The 25,269-nt window shown below is 32.9% G+C and carries 25 protein-coding genes; 24 read left to right on the top strand and 1 reads right to left on the bottom strand.

The window, feature by feature from the left end:
- The first annotated feature begins 56 nt into the window (after positions 1-56).
- The 7 genes from lacZ to rho all read left to right on the top strand — a co-directional run bounded on the left by lacZ (position 57) and on the right by rho (position 9,135).
- A complete protein-coding gene (gene lacZ, locus bsdE14_RS04060) occupies positions 57-3,077 on the top strand; it encodes a beta-galactosidase, LacZ type (RefSeq protein WP_264848681.1) in 3,021 nt (1,006 codons plus the stop codon).
- A gap of 370 nt (positions 3,078-3,447) precedes the next feature.
- Complete coding sequence (locus bsdE14_RS04055; RefSeq protein ID WP_264848680.1) at positions 3,448-3,792, top strand: hypothetical protein; 345 nt, start codon at positions 3,448-3,450, stop codon at positions 3,790-3,792.
- A 131-nt stretch (positions 3,793-3,923) separates the two neighbouring features.
- A complete protein-coding gene (locus tag bsdE14_RS04050; RefSeq protein ID WP_264848679.1) occupies positions 3,924-4,595 on the top strand; it encodes an ABC transporter ATP-binding protein in 672 nt (223 codons plus the stop codon).
- A 17-nt stretch (positions 4,596-4,612) separates the two neighbouring features.
- On the top strand, positions 4,613-5,440 hold the full coding sequence (locus tag bsdE14_RS04045) for a COG1361 family protein (RefSeq protein ID WP_264848678.1): 828 nt from the start codon (positions 4,613-4,615) through the stop codon (positions 5,438-5,440).
- A 2-nt stretch (positions 5,441-5,442) separates the two neighbouring features.
- Positions 5,443-6,714: an ABC transporter permease gene (locus bsdE14_RS04040; protein ID WP_264848677.1), complete on the top strand. Its 1,272-nt coding sequence runs from the start codon at positions 5,443-5,445 to the stop codon at positions 6,712-6,714.
- 17 nt (positions 6,715-6,731) lie between these two features.
- A complete protein-coding gene (locus bsdE14_RS04035; RefSeq protein WP_264848676.1) occupies positions 6,732-7,427 on the top strand; it encodes a Yip1 family protein in 696 nt (231 codons plus the stop codon).
- 163 nt (positions 7,428-7,590) lie between these two features.
- Positions 7,591-9,135, top strand: a complete 1,545-nt coding sequence (gene rho, locus bsdE14_RS04030; RefSeq protein WP_264848675.1) for a transcription termination factor Rho — start codon at positions 7,591-7,593, stop codon at positions 9,133-9,135.
- A gap of 27 nt (positions 9,136-9,162) precedes the next feature.
- Here the strand turns inward: rho and rpmE are convergent, their stop codons facing one another.
- Entirely contained in the window at positions 9,163-9,375 is a 213-nt protein-coding gene (rpmE, locus tag bsdE14_RS04025) for a 50S ribosomal protein L31 (protein ID WP_264848674.1), read from the bottom strand.
- Positions 9,376-9,644: 269 nt separating this feature from the next.
- Here rpmE and bsdE14_RS04020 point away from each other — a divergent pair, with 269 nt between their 5' ends.
- From bsdE14_RS04020 to spoIID, 17 genes are all read left to right on the top strand, one after another.
- Positions 9,645-10,244 carry a thymidine kinase gene (locus tag bsdE14_RS04020; protein WP_264848673.1) on the top strand — a complete coding sequence of 200 codons (600 nt, stop codon included), beginning with the start codon at positions 9,645-9,647 and terminating at the stop codon, positions 10,242-10,244.
- A gap of 27 nt (positions 10,245-10,271) precedes the next feature.
- The gene (locus bsdE14_RS04015; protein ID WP_264848672.1) at positions 10,272-11,240 is read left to right on the top strand and encodes a DUF1385 domain-containing protein; all 969 of its coding nucleotides are present in this window, start codon (positions 10,272-10,274) and stop codon (positions 11,238-11,240) included.
- On the top strand, positions 11,203-12,057 hold the full coding sequence (gene prmC / locus bsdE14_RS04010) for a peptide chain release factor N(5)-glutamine methyltransferase (protein WP_264848671.1): 855 nt from the start codon (positions 11,203-11,205) through the stop codon (positions 12,055-12,057). Before bsdE14_RS04015 ends, prmC begins: the two co-directional genes overlap by 38 nt.
- Positions 12,058-12,118: 61 nt before the next feature.
- Complete coding sequence (gene prfA, locus bsdE14_RS04005) at positions 12,119-13,198, top strand: peptide chain release factor 1 (protein ID WP_264848670.1); 1,080 nt, start codon at positions 12,119-12,121, stop codon at positions 13,196-13,198.
- A gap of 25 nt (positions 13,199-13,223) precedes the next feature.
- Entirely contained in the window at positions 13,224-13,799 is a 576-nt protein-coding gene (locus bsdE14_RS04000; protein ID WP_264848669.1) for a hypothetical protein, read from the top strand.
- 153 nt (positions 13,800-13,952) lie between these two features.
- Positions 13,953-14,669 (top strand): ZIP family metal transporter, encoded by a 717-nt coding sequence (locus tag bsdE14_RS03995; RefSeq protein ID WP_264852216.1) that lies wholly within the window; start codon positions 13,953-13,955, stop codon positions 14,667-14,669.
- Between the two features lie 36 nt (positions 14,670-14,705).
- Complete coding sequence (locus tag bsdE14_RS03990) at positions 14,706-15,755, top strand: L-threonylcarbamoyladenylate synthase (protein WP_264848668.1); 1,050 nt, start codon at positions 14,706-14,708, stop codon at positions 15,753-15,755.
- A 56-nt stretch (positions 15,756-15,811) separates the two neighbouring features.
- Entirely contained in the window at positions 15,812-16,267 is a 456-nt protein-coding gene (locus bsdE14_RS03985) for a low molecular weight protein arginine phosphatase (RefSeq protein ID WP_264848667.1), read from the top strand.
- 161 nt (positions 16,268-16,428) lie between these two features.
- The gene (rpiB, locus tag bsdE14_RS03980) at positions 16,429-16,878 is read left to right on the top strand and encodes a ribose 5-phosphate isomerase B (RefSeq protein ID WP_264848666.1); all 450 of its coding nucleotides are present in this window, start codon (positions 16,429-16,431) and stop codon (positions 16,876-16,878) included.
- An 11-nt stretch (positions 16,879-16,889) separates the two neighbouring features.
- Positions 16,890-17,519: a uracil phosphoribosyltransferase gene (gene upp / locus bsdE14_RS03975; protein WP_264848665.1), complete on the top strand. Its 630-nt coding sequence runs from the start codon at positions 16,890-16,892 to the stop codon at positions 17,517-17,519.
- A 145-nt stretch (positions 17,520-17,664) separates the two neighbouring features.
- Positions 17,665-18,153: a deoxycytidylate deaminase gene (locus bsdE14_RS03970; protein WP_264848664.1), complete on the top strand. Its 489-nt coding sequence runs from the start codon at positions 17,665-17,667 to the stop codon at positions 18,151-18,153.
- Positions 18,154-18,205: 52 nt separating this feature from the next.
- Positions 18,206-19,234 carry an MraY family glycosyltransferase gene (locus bsdE14_RS03965; protein ID WP_264848663.1) on the top strand — a complete coding sequence of 343 codons (1,029 nt, stop codon included), beginning with the start codon at positions 18,206-18,208 and terminating at the stop codon, positions 19,232-19,234.
- A gap of 79 nt (positions 19,235-19,313) precedes the next feature.
- Positions 19,314-20,465, top strand: coding sequence for a non-hydrolyzing UDP-N-acetylglucosamine 2-epimerase (gene wecB, locus bsdE14_RS03960; protein ID WP_264848662.1), 1,152 nt, complete (start codon positions 19,314-19,316; stop codon positions 20,463-20,465).
- 113 nt (positions 20,466-20,578) lie between these two features.
- Positions 20,579-21,757, top strand: coding sequence for an acetyl-CoA C-acetyltransferase (locus bsdE14_RS03955; protein ID WP_264848661.1), 1,179 nt, complete (start codon positions 20,579-20,581; stop codon positions 21,755-21,757).
- 143 nt (positions 21,758-21,900) lie between these two features.
- Positions 21,901-22,599, top strand: a complete 699-nt coding sequence (locus bsdE14_RS03950) for a YwmB family TATA-box binding protein (protein WP_264848660.1) — start codon at positions 21,901-21,903, stop codon at positions 22,597-22,599.
- A 25-nt stretch (positions 22,600-22,624) separates the two neighbouring features.
- Complete coding sequence (gene murA / locus bsdE14_RS03945; protein ID WP_264848659.1) at positions 22,625-23,884, top strand: UDP-N-acetylglucosamine 1-carboxyvinyltransferase; 1,260 nt, start codon at positions 22,625-22,627, stop codon at positions 23,882-23,884.
- 134 nt (positions 23,885-24,018) lie between these two features.
- Positions 24,019-25,086 (top strand): stage II sporulation protein D, encoded by a 1,068-nt coding sequence (gene spoIID / locus bsdE14_RS03940; protein ID WP_264848658.1) that lies wholly within the window; start codon positions 24,019-24,021, stop codon positions 25,084-25,086.
- Positions 25,087-25,269: the final 183 nt, after the last annotated feature.

The following is a 25,269-nucleotide window of genomic DNA, read 5'->3' as shown; positions in this document are numbered from 1 at the left end:
TTAAGATTCAGTTCTAACTATTAACTCTTTATTATAATTTAGGAGGGTTTTAGTTAATGAGATATGATGCTCCAAGTTTAGAATGGCTTTCTGATCCATCAGTTTTTAAGGTTAATAGAATTGATGCTCATTCCGATCATAAATTTTATTTAACATTGGAAGAGGAAAAGAACGGAGAGATGTGCCTTAGGCAGAGCTTAAATGGACATTGGAAGTTTAATTTTGCTCTTAATGCTATGTCTAGAGTAAAAGACTTTTATAAAACAGATTTTGAATGTAATTCCTGGGAGGATATTTTTGTGCCAGGGCATATTCAGCTTCAAGGCTATGATAAAATACAATATATAAATACTATGTATCCTTGGGATGGGCATAGCTACCTTAGACCACCACAAGTATCTGAAGAATACAACCCTGTTGGAAGCTATGTTAAATATTTTACTCTTGATGACAGTTTAAAAGATAAGCCTGTATATATTTCCTTTCAAGGGGTAGAAACTGCTTTTTACCTATGGTTAAACGGTGAATTTGTAGGATACAGCGAGGATAGCTTTACTCCAGCAGAGTTTGATCTTACTCCATTTATTAAACAAGGCGAAAATAAGTTGGCCGTGGAGGTGTATAAAAGATCCACAGGGAGCTGGCTTGAGGACCAAGATTTTTGGCGTTTTTCAGGCATATTTAGAGAAGTATATTTGTATGCTATTCCTAAAACACATGTACAGGATATTTTTGTAAGTACAATCCTTGATAAAGAATATAAAAGTGCATTGCTAAATGTTAATTTAAAGCTCACAGGTGAAATGAACAATTATATGTTCCTAAAATTACAGGATAAAAATAGCACTGTGGTTGCAGCAGTAGATAATGTGAATATATCTAATTTGATGACTCTTCAATTGTCTGTAGATGATATAGAGCTGTGGAGCGCCGAAAGACCTTATCTGTATACTCTTTATATTTATATTAAAAATGAAAGAGGCCAGGTTGTAGAGGTTATTACGCAAAAAGTTGGATTTAGAAAATTTGAAATGATTAATAGAGTTATGCATTTAAATGAAAAGAGGATTGTGTTTAAGGGAATAAACAGGCATGAATTTAATTGCCGCAGAGGAAGGGCTATTACTAAAGAAGATATGCTGTGGGATATTAAATTTTTAAAACAAAATAATATAAATGCAGTTAGAACAAGTCATTATCCAAATCAAAGCTATTGGTATGAACTCTGCGATGAATACGGTATATATTTAATTGATGAAACAAACCTTGAGACCCATGGTTCTTGGCAGAAGATGGGCGCTATCAAGCCGGATTGGGCTATTCCTGACAGTGATTTTCAGTGGACTAATATAGTATTAGATAGAGCAGCTTCCATGTTTGAAAGGGATAAGAACCATCCATCAATATTAATCTGGTCCTGTGGAAATGAATCCTTTGGAGGCGAAAATATTTACAAAATGTCTGAGTACTTTAGAAAGAAGGATGCATCTAGATTAGTTCATTATGAAGGTGTATTTAATGATAGGAGATATAATGACACCAGTGATATTGAAAGCAGAATGTATGCTAAAGTTAATGATATAGAAAAATACTTAAATAATAATCCTGAAAAGCCTTATATAAGCTGTGAGTATATGCATGCCATGGGGAACTCCTGTGGAGCCATGCACAAGTACGTGGAGCTTGAGGACAAATACGAACTTTATCAAGGCGGGTTTATATGGGATTTTATAGATCAATTTATAATAAAAAAAGATAGATTTGGCAAGGAGTTTTTGGCTTATGGAGGAGATTTTGATGATAGACCTACAGATTACAACTTCTGTGGAAATGGTATAGTATATGCAGATAGGTCACCTTCTCCGAAGGTACAGGAAGTTAAAAAGCTTTATCAAAATATTGAGCTAAAGGTAGATAAAAGAGGAGTATTCATAAGAAATAAAAACCTGTTTATAGATACCTCTAATTATTATTTAGAATATTCTCTTGATTTTAATGGAAAGCAGATTTACAAGAATTGCTTAGAGGTTATTGTAAAAGCTGGTGAAAAGAAATATGTTGAATTTATTATGCCGCAGGTGATTAAGGTGGGTGAATATGCAGTAAATGCTTCCTTTAAACTGGGTGAGAGTAATGCATGGGCAGAAAAAGGGCATACTATAGCCTATGACCAATATGTTTATAAAATAGAAGATGAAGGAGCTATTAGTGATTTCGGAAAACCTGAAATTATATATGGTGATGTAAATATAGGTGTGAAAAATAGGCATTTTAGTGCTTTATTTTCAAAGCAAGAGGGTGGAATGGTTTCGCTAAGATATGGTGGCAAAGAATTGATTACAAGAGTTCCAATGCCAATATATTGGAGAGCTATGACTGATAATGATAAGGGAAATGGTCATGGTTTTAGATGTGGACAATGGCTTAATGCTAGTATGTTTCAGCGCTGCACTAATGTTCATGTAATTGAAAATTCAAATAGCATTACGGTATCATACACATACACTCTGCCAACAATACCTGAAACAAAGGTAATAATTGATTATACTGCATATGGAAATGGAGAAATTAAGGTAAGCTGTGACTATAAAGGTACTGAAGGCCTACCTGAACTTCCCATATTTGGAGTAGCAATGAGATTATCAGCGGATTATAATAAATTTCAGTGGTATGGTATGGGCCCAGAGGAAAACTATGCTGATCGATGCCATGGTGCAAAGCTTGGAGTTTATGAAAAATCAGTTCACCAAAATGTATCTAAATATGTTGTACCTCAGGAAAGCGGTAACCACATAGGAGTAAGGTGGGCCAAAATAGTGGACGATAAAGGCTTTGGAATTGAAATAGCTGCCTTAGGAAGTCCATATGAGCTTGGAGTTTCGCCTTATACAGCATTTGAATTGCAAAACGCTCTTCATCATTATGAACTTCCTATTCCACACTATACAGTTATAACTATAGCTGCTAAGCAGATGGGAGTAGGCGGAGATGACAGCTGGGGAGCTCCAGTTCATAAAGAATACCTTATAGACTCGTCAAAGGATTTACATTTTGAATTTATAATAAAAGAAGCTTGATAAATATAGATTTTGTTGTGCTTAGACATTTATGATACCTATGTCAATAATATGATATAAATTCAATATTTATAGTTAAAAAAATAGATTATGACTTTGTATAAAATTGCATAGTTATAATCTTTTTTTATAATTTAATGATGCAATTTTTATGATAACATTTACATGCTAAAGTATGGAAGTGTCGAATTAAAAATAGTGCCATTTGACAAAAAAGGTCATTTTTTTTGAAGGAATTTAATAAACTTTATAGAATTATTTATCTGAAATCAAAAAAGTTATAATAAATTATTTTGCTTTTTTATAATATAAAGGTGTTTAGAGATTAATGATATCTTTGAATGGAAAAGAAATATAGGGAGGTGGAGTTATGATATTTAATACTGATATTTGTATTGCTTTAAAAAATTTATATGGACAGTATGATGTTGAAGATTTTTCTATTTTTGAAATGGAAAAATTGGCTCGTAGTTTCCCCTCTTTAGAAGTAAAGCTGGTTAGAAATAAGGAAGTAAGTATTAAATTAAAATGTCCCCTATGCGGTGAAGAACATTATTATTGCTATAACTTAGGCGATTTGGTAAAAAGAGATATGCTCATAGGTGGGTGTGAAGTATTAGGAATGCCATTGTTCTTTATTGGAAAGAAGAATGTAGTAATGAGCAGGGTAAAAAAGTATAAGGAAGTTAATAAAAAAATGTATGCATTAATATAAGTGAGGTTATATACTTCACTTATTTATTTTTTTGAAACTCAATGTAAAAATGAACAATATTTTCATTAAACTTGAAATAATGTATTAATTGGTATATATTTAACAATATAATGTAAAAAGGGTGGGTGGTCATGTCATTAATAGAAGCTAAAAACATTTGTAAAAGCTTTAATATGGGCAAAGTTAATATGGACATATTAAAGGACATTTCTCTTCAAGTTGAGGGGGGGGAATTTGTAACTATAATAGGTGAATCCGGTTCAGGAAAATCAACATTATTAAATGTGCTAGGGGGACTCATGCCCTGCAATACTGGTGAAATATTAATTTGTGGGGAAAGAATTGACAAGCTTAACCAAAATCAATTAGCTTTATTCAGAAGAAAACATATGGGCTTTGTTTTCCAGGCATATAATCTAATGCCCCAGCTTACTGCATTGGAAAACGTAGAGCTTCCTCTAATGTTTGCAGGTGTTGAAAAGAAAAAGAGGAGAAAAATAGCTATGGATATGCTGGAAAGAGTAGGGCTTAAGGATAGAGTCTTGCACAGACCTGGAGAGCTTTCAGGGGGACAGCAGCAAAGAGTATCTATCGCTAGGGCTTTGGTTAATAGTCCTAAGGTTATATTAGCCGATGAGCCAACTGGGAATTTGGATAGTAAAAATAGTGTGGAAGTTATGGAAGTTCTAAGGGAATTAAATAAAAAAAGTTCTATAACTTTTCTAGTTGTTACACATTCACAGCAAGTATGTACTTATGCAGATAGAAGTATTAAAGTTGTGGATGGATTAATATTAAACTAAGTGATGGGGGGAGCAATTTGAAAAGAAAAGTATCGTTTATATTACTATTTTTGATGCTTATAATGATACCTAATTTTAAAGTACGGGCATTAGCATCACCAATTTTAGTAGAAAAGGTGTGGACTGAACCGGAAATAGTAGAACCTGGGCAGCAATTTAAACTTAACTTTACACTGAAGGATATAGGAACAAGAGATTTAGAAAATGTAATAGTTAAGCTAGTAAGTATGGAAGGAAAAAATACTCTAACTGGTTTTTCGCCTGTAGGAAAAACTAATGATATGTTTTGTGAATCCATAGGAAAAGGAAAGGTCTCAGATGTAAGCATAAATTTAATGGCGGACTCTCAACTTAAGGTTGGTGCCTATAATCTTGTGGTGAATATTGCAGGAAAAGAAAAGTACAATAATAATTTTGAAGATAACAAGATTATTGGAATAGTACTTGCAAATAAACCAAATCTTTTAATAACATCTTTAGATACAGAAGAAGACAAAATAAAAAAGAAAAATAAGCTTAAGCTAAACTTTGTAAACTCAGGAAAAGCAACGCTTTCAGATGTTATGCTCAATATTACTGCTAATGATAAAAAAGTAACAAAGTATTTTGGAACTCTTGAGCCAGGAGACGAAAACAGCTATGAGTATGAAATGGCTATGGGAGAAGCTATTGATGGAAAAGTAGAATTAACCTATAGGGATGAAATGAATAAAAATGGAAGCATAACAAAGGATTTTAATGTGAAGGCAACTGATGGGGTTAAAAAAGATGCCAGCAAGGAGAAAAAAGGCTTTTTTGCATCTATAGGAACCTTCTTTAAAAGGCTGCTTGGGCTAGGTGGTTAAAAATGAAACTATCTGATTTGATCCAAAATATTTGGAACAACATGTGGAGGAGAAAAGGAAGAACTATACTTACCATGACAGGAGTTGTTATTGGAAGTGTAGCTATCTTTGTTTTGGTTTCACTTGGCAGCGGGTTTCAGAAGTTTGTAATGAGTAAGCTTGGCAATATGAGTGATGCAAATACAATTAATGTAATTCAGAATGATTTTTCTAATCAAAGTGATAAGAAAAAGAAAAAAATACTTAATGATAATGCATTGAAGGAACTTAAGAATCTTCAATATGTTAGAGAGGCGGTTCCTAAGTATAATCCTATAGAATATTCGGTGGAGTATAAAAAAAATAAAATTCCAGCTACAGTAGTGGGGACTTCTATGAAGGAGTATTCTAAAAATCATGAATTATTATATGGTAAGTTTCCTTCAGATAGCTCCGATGAATGTATTATTGAGAAGACAATGGCTGGCTACATCATAGACAATAAGAATCCTTATAATGTAAAGGATGAAGATGTTAAAGCACTTATTAATAAAAAAATGAATATTACAGTTACCAAGGTTAATGATGATGGACAAGAAGAAAATAAAGTATATGGTGTAAAAATAGTTGGAATATTTAATGGCGGGCTGACTGATAGTTTTTCACTAAAGCTTCCAGTGAATAGTGTAAGAAAAATTGAAGAATGGAAGAACAGCAATAAAGATGTTATTAAATCAAAAGGTTATAGCGGCATTGATATTGTTGTTGAAGATTCACAAAAGATAGAGGACGTTAAGAAGAAACTTAAAGATCTAGGATATACTTATATGTCTTTTGAAGAAATTACTAAGGGATTTAACGCAGTTTTAAAAGGCGTAAAGATGGTTGTAGGAGCTATAGGGGCAATATCATTACTAGTTGCAGCCTTTGGTATAGCAAATACCATGAATATGTCTATTTATGAAAGAAAAAAAGAAATTGGAATAATGAAAGTAGTTGGAGCAAGTCTTTTAGACGTTAAAGCTATATTTATAGGAGAAGCCTCAGCTATAGGTTTTATGGGAGGTCTTTTAGGTATAACCATAGGAATTCTAATCAACGGTGCTATTAATACAATTGCTGGAAGCATGTTTGCAAAGCAGGGAGTTACTGGAGTTAGTAATGTAATAAGTATAGATTTTGGCTTAATATTATTTGTACTCGTATTTGCTACTGCTATAGGTTTGCTTTCAGGAATATATCCTGCTTCAAAGGCAGCGAAACTGGATGTAATATCAACAATAAAAGAGGATTAAGGAGAGTGTAAAATATAATGGAAAATGAAATAAAAGTAGAAAAGATGCCGCTGGGCGAAAAGATAAAAAAGTTTTTTGTTAAGCCATCAGAGTTATTTGCTCAGTATAAGGAAACACCTAAGTATGGAAAATTATTTTTAATAATTGGTATAGTATACTTTATAATAACTATAGTTGGAAGACTAGCGTTGGGGGCTATAAGTAAAGAACAATTGATGGAGAGTACTCAAAATGCTGAAGCAGCTCAAATTGCTGTAAACTTAACCAATTCACCTGTGTTTACGGCGATTATTGCCATATTTGCGGTAATAGGAGTATATATAGTAATTTATATAGCATCTTTTGTTTATTATTTATTAGTAAAACTTTTTAAAGGAAATATAAAATATAATCAGATGGTATCAATATATTCTCTTTCCTATATAGCCGTACTTATTGGAAGCGTAATACAGCTTTTATATTCGTTAATTGCTAAAAAGCCATCAGCAGATGCAGCAGCTGCAGCCACAGCTACAGACGTATTGATTAAAAACCTTAATCTTTTTGGAATATGGCAGATGGTACTATTAGTATTTGGAATATCTGAAGTTTCTGAGATTTCTAAGAAAAAGGCTATCATCATAGTTCTAATAGTTTGGGTACTAGCATTAGGATTAGGATTATTAATGCTTTCGCTAGGAAATTCTTTAAAATCAATCGCTCCAACAGCATAAATATGAAAACACACGACAATAAGTTTCGTGTGTTTTTTAAATATTATGGATTAAAATTTGAAAATGGTATATAATGATTAAAGTATCACATTTCAAATATTTTCTTAGTTATTCCCCATGATGGTTTACATATACAAAGGAATACGGTGGAGGTGTTATTTTTTTGCAGAACATGGATTATGAAAGCATGACTCTAGTAGAACTTAGAGAAGTGGCTAAGGAACATGGAATTAAAAATGTTTCAAAGCATAAAAAAGTGGAACTTATTGAGATGCTCAAGGATATAGCTGCTAGAGAAAGCAAAGATACGGCTAAAGTGGCTCCTGTATCTATAGAGAAAGATGGAGTGATTTTAAGAGAAAAAATCAATTCTAGAAACACGGAACTTGAATCTATAGAAAACGAAGTTAACGATAAAAAATTAGAAGGTCAAGATGAAAATAGGTCAAAAAATATAAAAATAGATAATGTAAAACTTGAAAACCAAGTTGAAGATAATGAAACAGAAACCACGTCTTTTGAGGAAAAAAGAGAAAAGCTTAAAGAAATGATTGATGAGTCCGACACAGCTAAGGGTGTTTTGGAAATAGTAGAAAATAATAATTACGGATTTTTAAGAGGCGACAATTATTTAACTGGTCCTAATGATATATATGTTTCCCCATCTCAAATAAGAAGATTTAATCTTAGAACTGGAGATGAAGTAGAAGGGAAAGTTAGAACTCCAAAAGAGGGAGAAAAATTTAAGGCTCTTTTATATGTACAGAGAGTTAATGGAGAAAATCCAGAAAGGGCTGTAGGTAGAAAACGTTTTGAAACACTTACACCAATATATCCACAAGAGAGAATAAAGCTTGAAACAAGCACACTTGATTTATCGTCAAGATTAATGGATATACTATCTCCTATCGGTAAAGGGCAAAGAGGAATTATTGTTGCTCCTCCTAAAGCTGGTAAAACTACTCTTTTAAAGAAAATTGCAAATAGCATTTCAAGAAATCATCCTGAGATTAAACTTATTGTTCTATTAATAGATGAAAGACCTGAGGAAGTTACAGATATGCAGCGTTCTATTAATGGAGAGGTAATTTATTCTACTTTTGATGAGGAACCAGATCACCATACAAAGGTAGCTCAAATGGTGCTTGAGAGAGCTAAAAGAATGGTTGAGCAAGGTCAAGATGTAGTAATTTTACTAGATAGTATTACAAGATTATCAAGAGCTTATAATCTAACCATAACTCCTACTGGTAGAACACTTTCAGGGGGACTTGACCCAGGTGCACTTATAAATCCTAAAAAGTTTTTTGGTGCAGCAAGAAAGATTGAAGAAGGAGGAAGCTTGACTATACTAGCTACTGCTCTAATAGAGACTGGAAGTAGAATGGATGATATGATATTTGAAGAATTCAAAGGTACAGGAAATATGGAAGTACATCTAGATAGAAAGCTTCAAGAGAGAAGAATATTCCCTGCAATTGATATATATAAATCTGGTACAAGAAGAGAAGATTTACTTCTGTCAAGCAAGGAACAAGAGGTTGCATATAACATTAGAAAGGTGCTTTACTCTGAAAATAGCACAGAGAGTGTAACTGAAAAACTTATATCCTTACTTTCAAAGACAAAAAACAATGAAGAATTTTTAGAGATGTTTAATAAGATTGAGCTGTCAAATAGAGATAATAAAGAAAAATGGGAAAGATAAAATCTTTCCCATTTATTTCTTTAAAAATTATTCTTCTTCTTGTAGGTTGAACTTCTTTCTGAACTTCTCAACTCTTCCGCCAACGTCAACTATCTTTTGACGGCCAGTGAAGAATGGGTGGCATTTAGAGCATATTTCTACTTTTAGTTCTTTGTTAACTGAACCAGTTGTAAAAGTATTTCCACATGCACACTTTACCACAGCATCATTGTGGTATTCTGGATGTATGCCTTCTCTCATCTTTTTCACCTCTTTCGAATCGTGGACTTATATCCACTATTAACCTCTAGATTATAGCACAACACCTTTTATTAAGTCAATGACTAGTTTAGGGAGGTTTTACTTTTAAAAGTAAAGTTGTAATGTTATAATCTATTTATATGTTTACTAATAGTATAAGGATTATACTAAGTATATTAAGAGAAATAAAAGATAGATTCTACGAATTAGCTGTAAGCTAGAGCTTATAAAGATAGGTTGTGCAGCCTATTTAGAGGAGGAGCAGGGGAATGAGCAAACTTTATTTTAGATATGGAGCTATGAATTGTGGAAAGTCAACTAATTTACTTCAGGTAGCACATAATTATGAAGAAAGAGGCATGAAAATAATTATTATTAAACCTAAAACAGATACAAAAGGTGGAAATAAGGTTGTTTCAAGACTTGGTGTCACTAGAGAAGTAGATTTATTAATAGATGAAAAACAGGATATTTTTAAAGAAGTTCAAAAGTGGATTTCTGAAAAAGAAGCTATAGACTGTATATTAGTAGACGAAGCTCAGTTCTTTAAAAAAGAGCATATAGATGAATTGTTTTATGTTGCTGTTAAGTTAGATATACCGGTAATATGCTATGGACTGCGTACTGATTTTCAAATGAACGGGTTTGAAGGAAGTTCCAGATTGCTGCTCTTAGCTCATAGTATTGAAGAGTTAAAAAATATATGTCAGTGCGGTAAAAAGGCGCTATTAAATGGTAGAATGATAAATGGAAGGTACGTTTTTGAAGGAAAACAAGTTGCAATAGATAAAGAGGACAATGTAGAATATCATGCTCTATGTCCAAAATGCTACATTCAATTTAAGGAAGAGTATGAAAAAGAAAGATAAAGCACAGAAAATTTGTGGGGTGAAGAAATGAGCAAATATAAAAATGTAGGGGGTCAAGCCGTTATTGAAGGAGTTATGATGAGAGGTTCAAAAGGGGTAGCCACTGCAGTAAGAACTTCAAACGGTGAGATAGTAATAGAAAATAAGGATATAGTTCCTTATACCAAAAGAAATAAGTTCTTTGGATTGCCAATAATTAGAGGTTTTATTTCTTTAATAGAATCCTTAGTAGTAGGAATACAAACACTAAATTATTCATCAGAATTTTTTGAAGATGAAGAGGAGCCATCCAAGTTTGACAAATGGTTTGAGAGTGTGTTTAAAGATAAAAGCTCAGATATAGTTATGGCAGCTTCTTTGTGCATTTCTTTAATATTAGCTATAGGGTTATTTTTTATATTGCCTAATATTAGCGCAAATCTGTTTAAAAAATTAAATGTAACAAATACTATAGTACTTAATATTATTGAAGGAGTAATTAGAGTGCTGATTTTCTTAGTTTATATATACGCTATAGGAAAGATGAAAGACATTTATAGACTATATCAGTACCATGGAGCAGAGCATAAAACTATATTCTGCTATGAAAATGAAGTTGAACTTACTCCAGAAAATGCTAAAGGCTTTGGCAGATTGCATCCAAGATGTGGTACTAATTTTATGTTTTTAGTAATGATAGTAAGTATAATATTATTTTCTTTAACTGGTTGGAATTCATTATGGGAAAGAATTCTATACAGAGTTATTCTCTTGCCTGTGGTTTCGGGGGTAACTTATGAAATTATAAGATGGATGGGAAAAAGCGATAGTAAAGCAGCAAAATTCTTTTCTTATCCAGGTCTTATGCTTCAAAAGCTTACTACAAAAGAACCAGAAATTGACCAGATAGAAGTAGCAATTGCAGCACTTAAAGCTGCTGAGGGAATAGAAGTAGAAAAGGTAATTGAGGAGGCAAGCATTGAAGAAAATACAGGAATTGTTGAAGCTGGGATATGATATTCTTAAAAATGAAAATATTGACAGCTATATGTTAGATACTCAACTTCTTCTAGGAAAAGTTTTAAATATAGATAGAATGGCAATAATTACAAATAGGGATTTTCAAGTGGAAGAACAAAAAGTGAAAGAATTTCTAAATTTCATAGAGCTAAGAAAAAAGAAAATGCCTGTCAAATATATTTTAAAAGCTTGTGAGTTTATGGGATTTGATTTTTACGTTGAACCTGGAGTACTAATCCCTAGACCTGACACAGAAGTATTGGTAGAGGAAGTATTGAGAGAGGCAAAGCACCATAATTATAATAAAATATGCGATGTGTGCTGTGGCACTGGTGCTATTGGTATTTCTATAGCTAAGCTTTTAGAGGAAGTTACAGTAGATTGTGCTGATATTTCCGACAGTGCTGAAAGGGTTACAGAAGAAAATATTAAAAAACTAAATGTGGACAAAAAAGTAAAGTTTTATAAAAGTGATCTGCTTCAATATGCTATGATGCAAGACAAGAGTTTTCAGGTTATAGTTTCAAATCCGCCATATATTAGAACAGATGTAATTCCTACATTAATGGAAGATGTGAAAGATTATGAGCCTTACATTGCTCTATGGGGTGGAGAGGATGGTTTAGAATTTTATAGAAAAATAACATTACAAAGTCTAGAGGTTTTGGAAAAGGGAGGACTATTGGCTTTTGAGATAGGCCATGACCAAGGAGAGGCAGTACAAAGCATATTAAGTGCCAATGGTTTTGTTCATATAAAATGTATCAAGGACTTAGCAGAAAATGACAGAGTAGTTCTTGGATTTCTCAGTTGATTAATATAAAAGTCTTGTGATATAATAAATAATTGTGAAAATATATATACGGAGTGATAATATGATATTAGAACGTCTAAATTTCATTGAAAATAAATATGAAGAGCTTTCTATAAAGATAAGTGATCCTTCAGTTATGGCTGACCAAAAGGAATGGCAGAAACTTTGTAAGGAACATGCTGAACTTGAAATATTAGTAGGTAAATATAAAGCTTTCAAAAAGGCTAATTCTGATCTTGAAGCAAACAAAGAAATGCTTCAAATGGAAGATGACAGAGAGATGAGAGAAATGATCCAAGAGGAAATAAAGCAACTTACTGAAGATATTGCAAACTTGGAGCAAGAAATGAAAATACTTCTTCTTCCTAAGGATCCAAACGATGATAAAAACGTATTTATTGAAATTAGAGGTGGAGCTGGTGGAGAGGAAGCCGCTCTATTTGCAGCAAATCTTTTTAGAATGTATACTAGATATGCAGAAAGACATAGATGGAAAATTGAGCTTATGAGTGCTAATGAAACAGATATAGGTGGATTCAAAGAAGTTGTTTTTATGGTTAGGGGAGAATCAACTTATAGTAAGCTTAAATATGAGAGTGGAGTTCATAGAGTACAGAGGGTACCTGATACTGAATCCAGTGGTAGAATTCACACTTCCACTGCTACAGTAGCAGTGCTTCCGGAAGTTGACGAGGTAGATGTAGACATCAATCCTAATGACATAAGAATTGATGTGTTTAGAGCATCCGGTCACGGTGGACAGTGTGTAAACACTACAGACTCAGCTGTAAGAATAACTCACTTACCAACTGGTCTTGTTGTATCCTGTCAAGATGAAAAGTCTCAGCTTAAAAATAAAGAAAAAGCTATGAAAGTTCTTATGGCAAGACTTTATGAAAAGGCACAAGCTGAAAGAAGTGCAGGTATAGCTGAAGATAGAAAGAGCCAAGTAGGTACTGGTGATAGAAGTGAAAGAATTAGAACTTATAACTATCCACAAGGAAGAGTTACAGATCATAGAATAGGATTAACCCTTTATAAACTCGATTCTTTCTTAGATGGTGATATAGATGAAATGCTTCACGGTCTTATAACAGCAGATCAAGCAGAAAAAATGAAAGCTATGGGAAATAATGATTAATCTATAATTATTCAGGGGTGAACTTATGGATATAAATAAAGCAATTAGAAAGCAAAACAAGTCTTATAAGAGATTTATGCTGTCTATGTGCTTTATTTTTTTTATTCTACCTTTTGCTTTACTTATAGCAAATAAATTTGATGTGTTTTTTCTAACATATTTAGCAATCATTGAACTTCTTATATTAACTACAATTGTAATAACTATTAATGCTGGATACTTAAAATACGATTACGATAACTATAAAATAAAAATAAAACAGGGGTTATTTAAGATTGAGTTTAATTTAGTATGCAATAAGGTAGTACTAGTGCATACTGAAGGTGAAGGAACTCAGTTTAATATTATACTCTTAACCACATCTAGGTTTAGGAATAAAAAAATAAAGCTTATTGATCAAGAGTTTTTAAAAAATAATTCTTATGTTGCACATCATTATTATAAGCTTAAAAAACAACATCCTGAAGAAGAATACTACTATTTTATTATAACTAAGGGTGGTTTTATAAAATACAAATTGTTGGATACTATATATAAATCTTGTGTTTCAGCTGTTTATACAGAAGAAGCAATTGAAAAGATTAAGGAATTTAGATCCTAAGTATAATTGCTTGTAAAAATCCTAATAAAATTTAGCAGAAAGGTTCTCTACTCCTATTTTAATAAATACAATGTTATAGAACTTCAATTTTGTACAAGTTGTATGAAGATTTATTAAATTACAATAGGGGTGATCTAATTGGATAATGGGAACATGTTAATAATTGTACTGCTTGGAAGTATTGTATCACTGATTGGTACAATGACTGGTGCTTCTTTGGGGGTAATAATAAAAAAGCCATCAAAGAGGTTACTCGGAGCTATAATAGGATTTGCAGGGGGGCTTATGCTATCTATAGTAGTGTTTGACTTAATTCCAGAGGCTATGACTAAGTGGAGCTTTCCAGCCACCTTGTTTTTTTGTATACTTGGAATGATTACTATTATAATAATAGATAGGATAGTAAATGCAAAAAAAGTTTATGATAATACCCATCTAAAGGTAGCCTTTATGGCGGCACTTGCTTTGATGCTTCACAATTTTCCTGAAGGGGTAATTATGGGGTGTGGTTTTTTAGCTGGCAGCGGTCTTGGACTTAAAATGAGCCTTATAATAGCAATACACGATATACCTGAGGGGATAGCAGTGTCAGCGCCTTTAATGGCTTCAGAGGTAAAGGTTAGTAAAATATTACTATATGCATTTTTAACAGCCTTTCCGACTGCAATAGGTACTTTAATAGGAGCATACATAGGCAGTATTTCACAAAATGTATTGAGCGGGTGCTTGGCTTTTGCTTCAGGTATAATGATTTATGTAGTTTGTGGAGAGATGTTTCCAGAGTCTTCAAAGCTTTGGGATGGTGTAACTAGTACGCTTGGAATTATGGTAGGTATTCTCTTAGGACTTGTAATGACTAATGTAATCTAAGAGTTTTATGGATTATTAACTAAGGAGTAGATTGAAATGGAAACAAAGGTTGTAATTTTAGATTTAGATAATTTAGATAGAACTGCAATAGAAGATGCCGGCAAAGTTATAAGAAATGGGGGCTTAGTGGCCTTTCCTACAGAAACGGTATACGGCCTTGGAGCAAATGCACTAGATGATATTGCTGTTAAGAAGATTTTTTTAGCAAAAGGAAGGCCGCAGGATAATCCTCTTATAGTTCATATTGCTGATTTCAATATAGAGTATTTAACTACTGAAATACCAGAGATTGCAAAAAGGCTTATGGAAAAGTTTTGGCCTGGACCATTAACACTAATCTTAAAAAAGTCTCAAATAATACCGGATACTACAAGTGCAGGGCTTAATACAATAGGAATTAGAATGCCTTCAAATATTGTAGCAAGGGAGCTTATAAAGGCAGCAGGAGTTCCAATAGCGGCTCCATCAGCCAATGTTTCAGGTAGACCAAGTCCTACAGAAGTGTCGAGATGTATTGAAGATTTAGAGGGAAAAATAGAGTATATATTGGGTGGAGAAAAATGTGATGTTGGCTTAGAGTCTACTATTGTAGACTGTACTGTAGAGCCTCCATGTGTTTTAAGACCAGGAGGAATTACCTTGGAAATGCTAAGGGAAGTTAATTCGGAAATTTATATAGATCCTGCAATAATGAAGAAACCAGTAGGTGATTTTAAGCCAAAAGCTCCTGGAATGAAGTATAGACACTATGCACCAAAAGCTCCACTTAAAATTGTTCAAGGAGATTTGCAAAAAACTATTGCAAAAATCAATGAAATAGTGCAAAATTATATAGACGAAAATAAAACCGTTGGAATAATGGCTACAGATGAGACAGTAAACTTTTATAAAAATGGAATAGTAAGATCCTTGGGCAGCAGAAATGACATTAGCAATATAGGTAAAAATTTATTCGAAGTTTTAAGAGGTTTTGATGATTTAGGGGTGGATATAATAATATCTGAAGCCTTTGAAGAGATTGATTTTGGTGTAGCCGTTATGAACAGACTTAAAAAATCCGCAGGCTATGATATTATTAATGTCTAATTTAATTAACTATTAATTTAGGTTTTAAGATTATTAGAAATATTTGGAGGAAGCGCATGAAGATACTTTTTGTTTGTACTGGTAATACTTGCAGAAGCTGCATGGCAGAAGCCATATTTAACAAATTAAATACACTAGAAGATGTTAGTGCCTCCTCAGCTGGTTTTTCTATTGTGAAAGGTAGTAAGACCTCTAAGAATTCAGCTTTACTTGTTAAAGAAAATTTGGATTGTGATATTTCTAAAAGAGAGGCAGTTCAGTTAACTAAGGAAATGCTGGAAGGGGCAGATTTAGTATTAACTATGACTGCTTACATGAGAGATATTATATTAGGCAGATTTCCGAATATTAAAAATAAGGTTTACACTTTAAAACAGTATGTCGGCGTAAAAGGGGATGTTGCTGATCCTTACGGCGGCGATGTTTCTGCTTATCAAAAAACTTTTGATTCTTTAAAAAATTTAATAGATGCTTTATTGCATAAAATAGAAGAAGATAAGGGTATTATATAATACTAATATCTTCTTTTTTGTAGTAATTTTCTATGTCCAAAATTACTATTAACATATAATGAAGGGAGGTAAAAGGTCTAAATGACCTTTTACGGGCAATCTGCCGATGGAAATCGGCGAGGTTAGATTGCCCAGTGTTTCGAGTGAAAGGAGAAAAAAGTATGAGAATAGCATTAGGAAGTGACCATGCAGGATTAGAGCTTAAAAAAGAGATAATTAAGCACTTGGAGAAAAAAGGAATAGAACTTGAGGATTGTGGAACTTATTCCATGGAATCCTGTGATTATGCTGATTTTGCTGAAAAGGTTGCAGAGCAAGTAGTTTCAAAGAAGTCTGATTATGGAATATTGGTGTGTGGTACAGGTATTGGAATAAGCATAGCTGCAAATAAGGTACCTGGGATAAGAGCAGCACTTTGTGGTGATACTTTCAGTGCTCATGCTTGCAGAGAGCACAATGATGCAAATATACTATCACTTGGAGCAAGGGTAGTAGGCGTTGGAGTAGCACTAGATATAGTGGAAACATTTTTAAATGCAAAATTTGAAGGCGACAGACACCAAAGAAGAATAAATAAAATATCTGCAATCGAAGAAAAGTATACTAAATAGGGGGAATAAAAATGAGTAAATTAACACAAATAGCACATCCACTTATACTTCATAAATTGGCTTTTATTAGAGATAAAAATACAGGTTCAAAGGATTTTAGGGAATTAGTTGAAGAAGTTGCAATGCTTATGGCTTATGAAGTAACTAGAGATATGCAAATAGAAGAGGTTGAAATTGAGACTCCTATTTGTACTACAAAATGTAAAATGTTAGCTGGAAAGAAGATGGCTATAGTTCCAATATTAAGAGCTGGACTTGGAATGGTAGACGGTATGTTAAAGCTTATACCAGCTGCAAAGGTAGGACATATAGGTCTATATAGAGATGAAGTAACTTTAAAACCAGTAGAGTACTTTTGTAAATTACCTCAAGATATAGGAGAAAGAGACGTAATTGTTACAGACCCTATGCTTGCTACAGGTGGTTCAGCAGTTGACGCTATTGAACTGTTAAAGAGAAAAGGAGCTAAAAATATTAAACTTATGTGCTTAATAGCTGCTCCAGAAGGTATAAAGGCTGTTATGGATGCTCATCCTGATGTAGATATTTATACTGCATCAGTAGATGAAAGATTAAATGAGAATGGATATATAGTACCAGGTCTTGGAGATGCTGGAGATAGACTATTTGGAACAAAATAAAAAGGTTATAAAAAGTCGGCATTTGACCGACTTTTTTAATTTTATGCCTAATGCTTTAAATTATATGCAATTTGTTATAAAATAGATATTGTAAATGTAAAAAAATAATACAAACAAATTCAGCATAAACAGGGGTGAAGCAGTTATGGAAAGAATTGATAAACATAATTATTATCTTGATATATGTGAAACAGTACTTGAAAGAGGAACTTGTCTTAGAAGAAATTTTGCAGCAATTATAGTAAAACATGATGAAATAATCGCCACTGGTTATACAGGTGCCCCAAGAGGAAGAAAAAATTGCAGCGATTTAGGGTACTGCAGAAGAGAAGAATTAAATATACCTAGGGGTACAAGATATGAATTATGCAGATCAGTGCATGCTGAGCAAAATGCAATAATATCTGCCAGGAGGCAGGATATGCTAAACGCTACAATGTATCTAGTTGGAAAGGAACAAAATTCTGGTGAATATGTACACAACGCAGCACCATGTTCTCTTTGTAAAAGGTTTATTATCAACTCCGGTATAGAGAAAGTAATAATTAGAGATACCAAAAAAGATTATAGGACAGTTTTAGTATCTGATTGGATAGAAGAAGATGATTCCTTAGAGGGAGACTGCACTTACTAGCGGATTAGAAAATTTCACAATACATGTCATTTAAATTTAGAGAGGAATACTTATGGATAGTTTAATAATGTTATTTTTGGTTTCAATGGTGTTGTCCTTTGGATTTACTCCAATTGTAAGGAAACTTGCGTTTAAAGTTAATGCAGTCAGTGTTCCAAAGGATGAAAGAAGGATACATACTAAGGCAATGCCTTTGATGGGCGGTCTTGCTATTTATGGAGCCTTTTTATTAACATTGATATTTAAAAAAGGAAGTATAACAACACATCAATTAGGGATTATAGCAGGAACCACAATTATAGTAATTGAAGGAATTGTTGACGATATTAAAGTACTTAAACCATGGCAGAAGTTAATATTTCAATTTGCAGCGGCACTCTGCCTTTTGTTTTCCGGTATAAAAATAAATTATATTACTAATCCTTTTGATAAAACTGATTTATCGCTTGGAATAGGATTTCTATCATATCCGTTAACAATACTTTGGGTTATTGGTATTACTAATGCTTTAAATCTTATAGATGGCTTAGATGGTTTAGCTGCAGGTATAGGATTAATATCAGCTATAACTATATTTGTTATTTCCATATTATTTAATAGGACTGAAGCAGCTATTTTGACTGCTATTCTATCTGGAGCTATACTGGGATTTCTACCCTATAATTTTAATCCTGCATCTATATTTATGGGTGAAACAGGAGCTGCACTTTTAGGATTTTTACTTGCTGCAATTTCTATGGAAGGAGCAATTAAATCTGCGGCTGCTTTTGCAATAACTGTTCCTATTTTAGCATTAGGGCTTCCTATATATGATACACTGTTTGCTATGATAAGAAGAAAGGTAAATGGAAAGCCTATAATGGAAGGTGATAGAGGGCATTTGCATCATAGACTTCTAGACATGGGATTAACTCAAAGGCAGGCAGTAATTATAATGTATTTAATAAGTGCAATACTTGGCGGTATAGCTATAATTGCAATGCAAATAGATACTGTAAGATCTTACTTTTTATTTGTAACTGTAATACTCTTTATCGTTATAATAGCTTGGAAAGCTGGATTCTTTAAACGAAAGGATTAATTTTTATATAAGTCAATAGGATAATAATATTAATAAAATGATAAATGTGAGATTCAATGAGGAAAACGAGGAGGTACGCATGAATAAAGTAAAAGTTATTACAATTTTTGGTACTAGGCCCGAGGCTGTAAAAATGGCTCCACTAGTAAAGGAACTTGAGAGTAGAGAAGAAATTGAATCAAAAGTGTGTGTTACAGCGCAGCATAGGGAAATGTTAGATCAAGTTTTGGAGCTTTTTAACATTACTCCGGATTTTGATTTAAATATTATGAAAACAAAACAAACCTTAACTGGCATTACTACAAGGGTACTTGAAGGACTTGAAGAAATTTTTGAGGAAGAAAAACCAGATATAATATTGGTGCATGGCGATACAACAACGACTTTTACAGGGGCTCTTGCAGCTTTTTATAAGCAGATAAAAGTTGGCCATGTGGAAGCAGGACTTAGAACTTTTGATAAATATTTTCCTTTCCCCGAGGAAATGAACAGAAAGCTTACAGGGGCTATTGCTGACATGCATTTTGCACCAACAAAAGGTTCTAAAGAAAATCTTTTGAGAGAGGGAGTTCAAGAGGAAAATATTTTTATTACAGGAAATACAGTAATAGATGCAATGAAATATACAGTTAAAGGTAACTATGTATTTAGTACTGATGAACTTAATAAAATCGATTTCAATAAAAAGGTAATAATGGTTACCGCACATAGAAGAGAAAATTGGGGTCAAGGAATTGATAACATATGTAAAGCACTAAAGAATATTGTTGAACAAAATGAAGATGTGGAGTTAATTTATCTTGTACATTTAAATCCAATAGTAAAGGATGTGGTTTATGAACATTTAGGAAATCTTGAAAGGGTTCATTTGTTGCCTCCACTTGATACTAAAGAAACACATAATCTTATGAATAAATGTTATATGATTATGACTGATTCTGGCGGACTACAGGAAGAGGCACCACACTTAGGAAAACCTGTTTTGGTTTTAAGAGATGTAACTGAAAGACCAGAAGCAGTTGAAGTGGGAACAGTTAAATTAGTAGGGACAGACATTGAACTTATAACTACAGAGGCAAATAAGCTTATAAGAGATGAAGAAGCATACAATAGTATGAGTAAGGCTATTAATCCTTATGGTGATGGAAAAGCCTCTGAAAGAATAGTTAATGCAATACTTTATAATTTTGGACATAAAGCTGAGAGAGGGAAGGAATTTCATATAGATTAAAAAATTGTGTTTTTTTTAACAAAGTGGTTGAATGTGAAATTTCTGAATAGTATAATAAAATTGTTAGAGAAATTAATATAATAATGGGGAATATTAAATGGGGAGGTAATTATATGAAGGAAGTTGTTATAGTTAGTGCAGTAAGAACTGCAATAGGATCATTTGGTGGAGCATTAAAGGAGGTTCCAGCAGTTGATCTTGGTGCAATAGTAATTAAAGAAGCAGTAAGTAGAGCAGGAATAAAACCGGAAATGGTTGATGAAGTTATACTAGGAAACGTACTTCAGGCAGGTCTTGGTCAGAATCCTGCAAGGCAAGCAGTAATAAAAGCTGGATTTCCAGTAGAAGTTCCTGCAATGACTATAAATAAGGTATGTGGTTCAGGACTTAGAGCTGTTGCTCTAGCTGCGCAAATGATAAAAGCTGGGGATGTTGATATTGTTATCGCTGGCGGTATGGAAAATATGTCTAGAGCTCCTTATCTATTAAATGATGCTAGATGGGGACAGAGAATGGGGAATGGCAATTTGGTAGACTGTATGATAAACGACGGTTTATGGGATGCATTTAACCAATATCACATGGGAATAACTGCTGAAAACATTGCTGAAAAGTGGAATATAACTAGAGAAATGCAAGATGAATTTTCAGCTAATTCTCAAATGAAGGCTGCCAAAGCTCAAAATGAAGGCAGATTCAAGGATGAAATTGTTCCTGTAGTAATTCCTCAAAGAAAAGGTGATCCTATAGTATTTGATACTGATGAATACATAAAACCAGGTACTACAGTTGAAAAACTTGCAAAGTTAAAACCTGCATTTAAGAAGGATGGTACTGTTACTGCTGGTAATGCATCAGGATTAAACGACAGCGCCGCTGCTCTTGTCGTAATGAGTGCAGATAAAGCACTTGAACTTGGTATAAAACCACTAGCTAAGATAGTTAATTATGCTCAAGGTGCATTAGATCCTTCTATAATGGGCTACGGACCATTTTATGCAACCAAAAAGGCACTTGAGAAATCTAATCTTAAAATAGAGGATATTGACCTTATAGAAGCTAATGAAGCATTTGCAGCTCAAAGCTTGGCTGTGGCAAAAGATCTTAATTTTGATATGGAAAAAGTTAATGTTAATGGAGGAGCTATTGCACTTGGACATCCAATAGGTGCATCAGGTGCTAGAATATTAGTAACGCTGCTTCATGAAATGCAGAAGAGAGAAGCTAAGAAAGGTTTAGCTACATTATGCATAGGCGGTGGAATGGGAACTGCTATGCTAGTTGAAAGATAAAATATTATATGACTTTATGAAAGAGGGCAACTTGCCCTCTTTTTTTTTTCACACTTTTTTAGAAAAATTATATATTAATACTATATTCTAAGAATAAAATTTCCACCTGTTGTCAATAATCAAAATAGAAACAGGGGGTATTGATGATGAAGAAAAAAATGAGAACTTTATTACTTTTTATGGTGATTATAAATTTTTTATTTGTTAATGGTAATGCTTATCCGCAGGATAATAATATAGATTCATTCCAAAGTATTTTAATTGAAACGAATTGTGAAATTGAAGAGTTTGGAATTAAAACTAGCTTTGAGACAGATGGAACTAATGAAGAAATATGCGTAGATTTATTGAAGAAGCTGGGGTTTTATGAAAAGGCAAGTATTAATGCAATCAAGGGCAATGAAATGTATTGTCTAGAATTTAACAAGGATGACACAAATGGGTACATAGAAAGTATAAATTTTGATAATCATAATGTTGTTACTGTTAATATTTCTAAAAAAAATAGTGCAAATGGATTGAAGGAGTTGAAAGAGAAGATAGAAAATGCTACAGATAATAAAGCAAAAAATCAGAAACTTTTTCAGTATATAAAAGCTAAGCTTCCAAATTCAGATATATCAAGTGTGAATAGTGATGTAGTAAGGCTTCTAAGAAAAGAAAAAGCTGAAAATATAGCTACAGTAAAAATATCTAATGGTTATAGTACTGTAGCATATACAAAAAACTATAAACCAATGAAAAATGATGGTAAATTAATGGACTTTAATTTTGCCGTATGTAGGTATTCTTCTGGAAACTACTTGATAATGGGTACGCCCGTAATAATAACAAATTATTAGCAATGATGAAATGGGGGATATATTTATGGAAAAAATAGTAGTTAAGGGTGGGAATAAGTTAAGCGGAGAAGTAAATGTAAGCTCGGCTAAAAATTCAGTACTACCTATAATTGCTGCTAGTATTTTGTGTGCTGATAAATGTACTTTGGAAAATGCTCCGATGCTTGAAGATGTTTTTGTCATTTGTGATGTATTAAAAAGTATTTCATGTAATATCAGTATAGATAAACAAAGTAATAGGATAGTTATTGATACTTCAGATGTAACTTGTAGTGAAGCATCTAGTGATTTAGTAAAAAAAATGAGAGCATCCTTTCTTATAATGGGACCGATGATAGCTAGGTTTGGTAAGTTTAAAATATCATTACCCGGAGGATGTAATATTGGAACAAGGCCTATAGATCTTCATTTAAAAGGCTTTACAGCTTTAGGTGCAGAGGTTAATGTAGGTCACGGTTTTGTAGAAGCTAAAGCAAATAGACTAATAGGTAACAAAATATATCTAGATTTTCCTTCGGTAGGTGCTACTGAGAATATTATGATGGCAGCAGTTACCGCAGAGGGTGAAACTATTATTGAAAATGCCGCTGCAGAACCTGAAATTGAAGATTTAGCAGTATTTTTAAACAAGATGGGCGCTAAGATAACAGGAGCTGGTACAGATACTATAAGAATTATAGGTGTAAAGAAGTTAAAAGGAACTACCCATAAGCCTATATACGATAGAATTGAAGCTGGAACATTTATGGTTGCTGCAGCTATTAGCAAAAGTAAAATAAGGATAAACGGAGCAAATGAAGAACATTTAAAACCTGTAATTGCGAAGCTGACTGAAATGGGAGTTATCATGGAAATAGCAGAGGATTCAATTATTGTAGATGGAAGCAAAAATCTTAAACCAATAGATATAAAAACTATGCCATATCCAGGTTTTCCTACAGATATGCAAGCTCAAATGATGAGTTTACTTTGCTGCATTCAGGGAACTAGCGTTATAACGGAGACAATATTTGAAAATAGATTTATGCATGCTCAAGAATTAAAAAGAATGGGTGCAAATATAAAAATTGACGGAAGAACTGCAGTTATTGAAGGAGTAGAAAGACTTACTGGAGCCGAAGTAAAGGCAACAGATTTGAGAGCTGGAGCAGCACTTATTTTAGCTGGACTTGTAGCAGAAGGCACAACTGAAATAGGGGATATATACCACATTGATAGAGGCTACGTATCTATTGAAGAAAAGTTCAAAAGATTAGGTGCAGAAATATACAGAATAAAAATATAAACATATATATATAAGTAATAGGAAGCAGGTTAATTGTTTCCTATTATTTTTTTATTGAAAAGAGTAAGTAATAATTGCAGAAGTATTTTAATAAACTGTAATGTGATACTTCTACTAAAGAAAGGAGTGGTAAGTTGCAGAGAGTTATAATTTTTGCACCTTTAAAAAAAATAATAATTGCAATGGTATCTTTTGTAATTTTCTTATTTCTGATCACTATTCTTATTGTAGGGTTTACAGGAAGAAAAACAAATATTACAGATCCTAAGAATACCGTGCCAAAGTTTGGCATAAGCTCAGATAGTATAAATATTGATTCTCAAGACGGGGATAATTTGAAAATTAAATTATATATGACTAAAGAAAATAAAGTAGTTGAGCTTAGCCTAGAGGAATATGTTCGTGGAGTTGTATCTGCAGAGATGCCACTAAATTTTGGGATCGAGGCATTAAAAGCCCAAGCAATAGCAGCTCGAACATATGCACTTGCACATACAAAGCAGTTTGGCGGAGCGCAAATTAAAGAACATAATGGGGCAGACTTGTGTGATACAACACACTGTCAGGTTTATATGAGTAAAGAAGAAAGAATGAATTCTCTTGATGAAAAACAAAGAGATGAATATTGGAAAAAAGTAACCCAAGCTGTGAATGAAACAATTGGACAGGTATTAACCTATAACGGCAAATTAGTTATGGAACCGTATTACTTTTCTACCAGCGGTGGAAAAACTGAGGATGCTGAAGCTGTGTTCGGCTCAGGTCAACCATATTTGAAAAGTGTAAAGAGTGATGGGGATAAAGAATCACCTAGATATACTACAGTTGAAAAATATACCTATACTGAACTTGCCAATAAAATAAATGAGCAATTTCCAAAAGCAGCTTTATCTAGTAAAAAGCTTAAAAGTCAGATTTCAATAAAAGGCTATAATGAAGGTGGCACTGTAAAAGAATTGAAGATTGGTAATATAACTATTAGTGGAAGGCAATTTAGAGAAATGTTAGGACTAAAATCTGCTAATTTTACTTTTAGTTTTAATACAAAAACTGTAGATATTACCTGTAAGGGGTTTGGGCATGATGTAGGCATGAGTCAGTGGGGAGCAGGTGCTATGGCTAAACAGGGAAGCAAGTGCGATGAAATACTCACGCATTATTACCAAGGTGTAAAAATTGAAAGTTATAAATCCGTTAAATAGTTTTATAGAAAATAATTATGATAAATGATATTATTATGCGCAGGATATATATGTGGCAAAAAATGACATGAGTTTCACTCATGTCATTTTTAATTTATAAATATATAACATAATTTGTCAGAAAAAAAGGAAAAAAGAAGTAATAAAATTTCATAAAATATGTATTTTTTACTATCCTCTGGA

The organism is Clostridium omnivorum (assembly GCF_026012015.1).
GTDB classification, from domain to species: domain Bacteria; phylum Bacillota; class Clostridia; order Clostridiales; family Clostridiaceae; genus Clostridium_AX; species Clostridium_AX omnivorum.
This window is presented reverse-complemented; position numbering and strand designations above follow the sequence as displayed.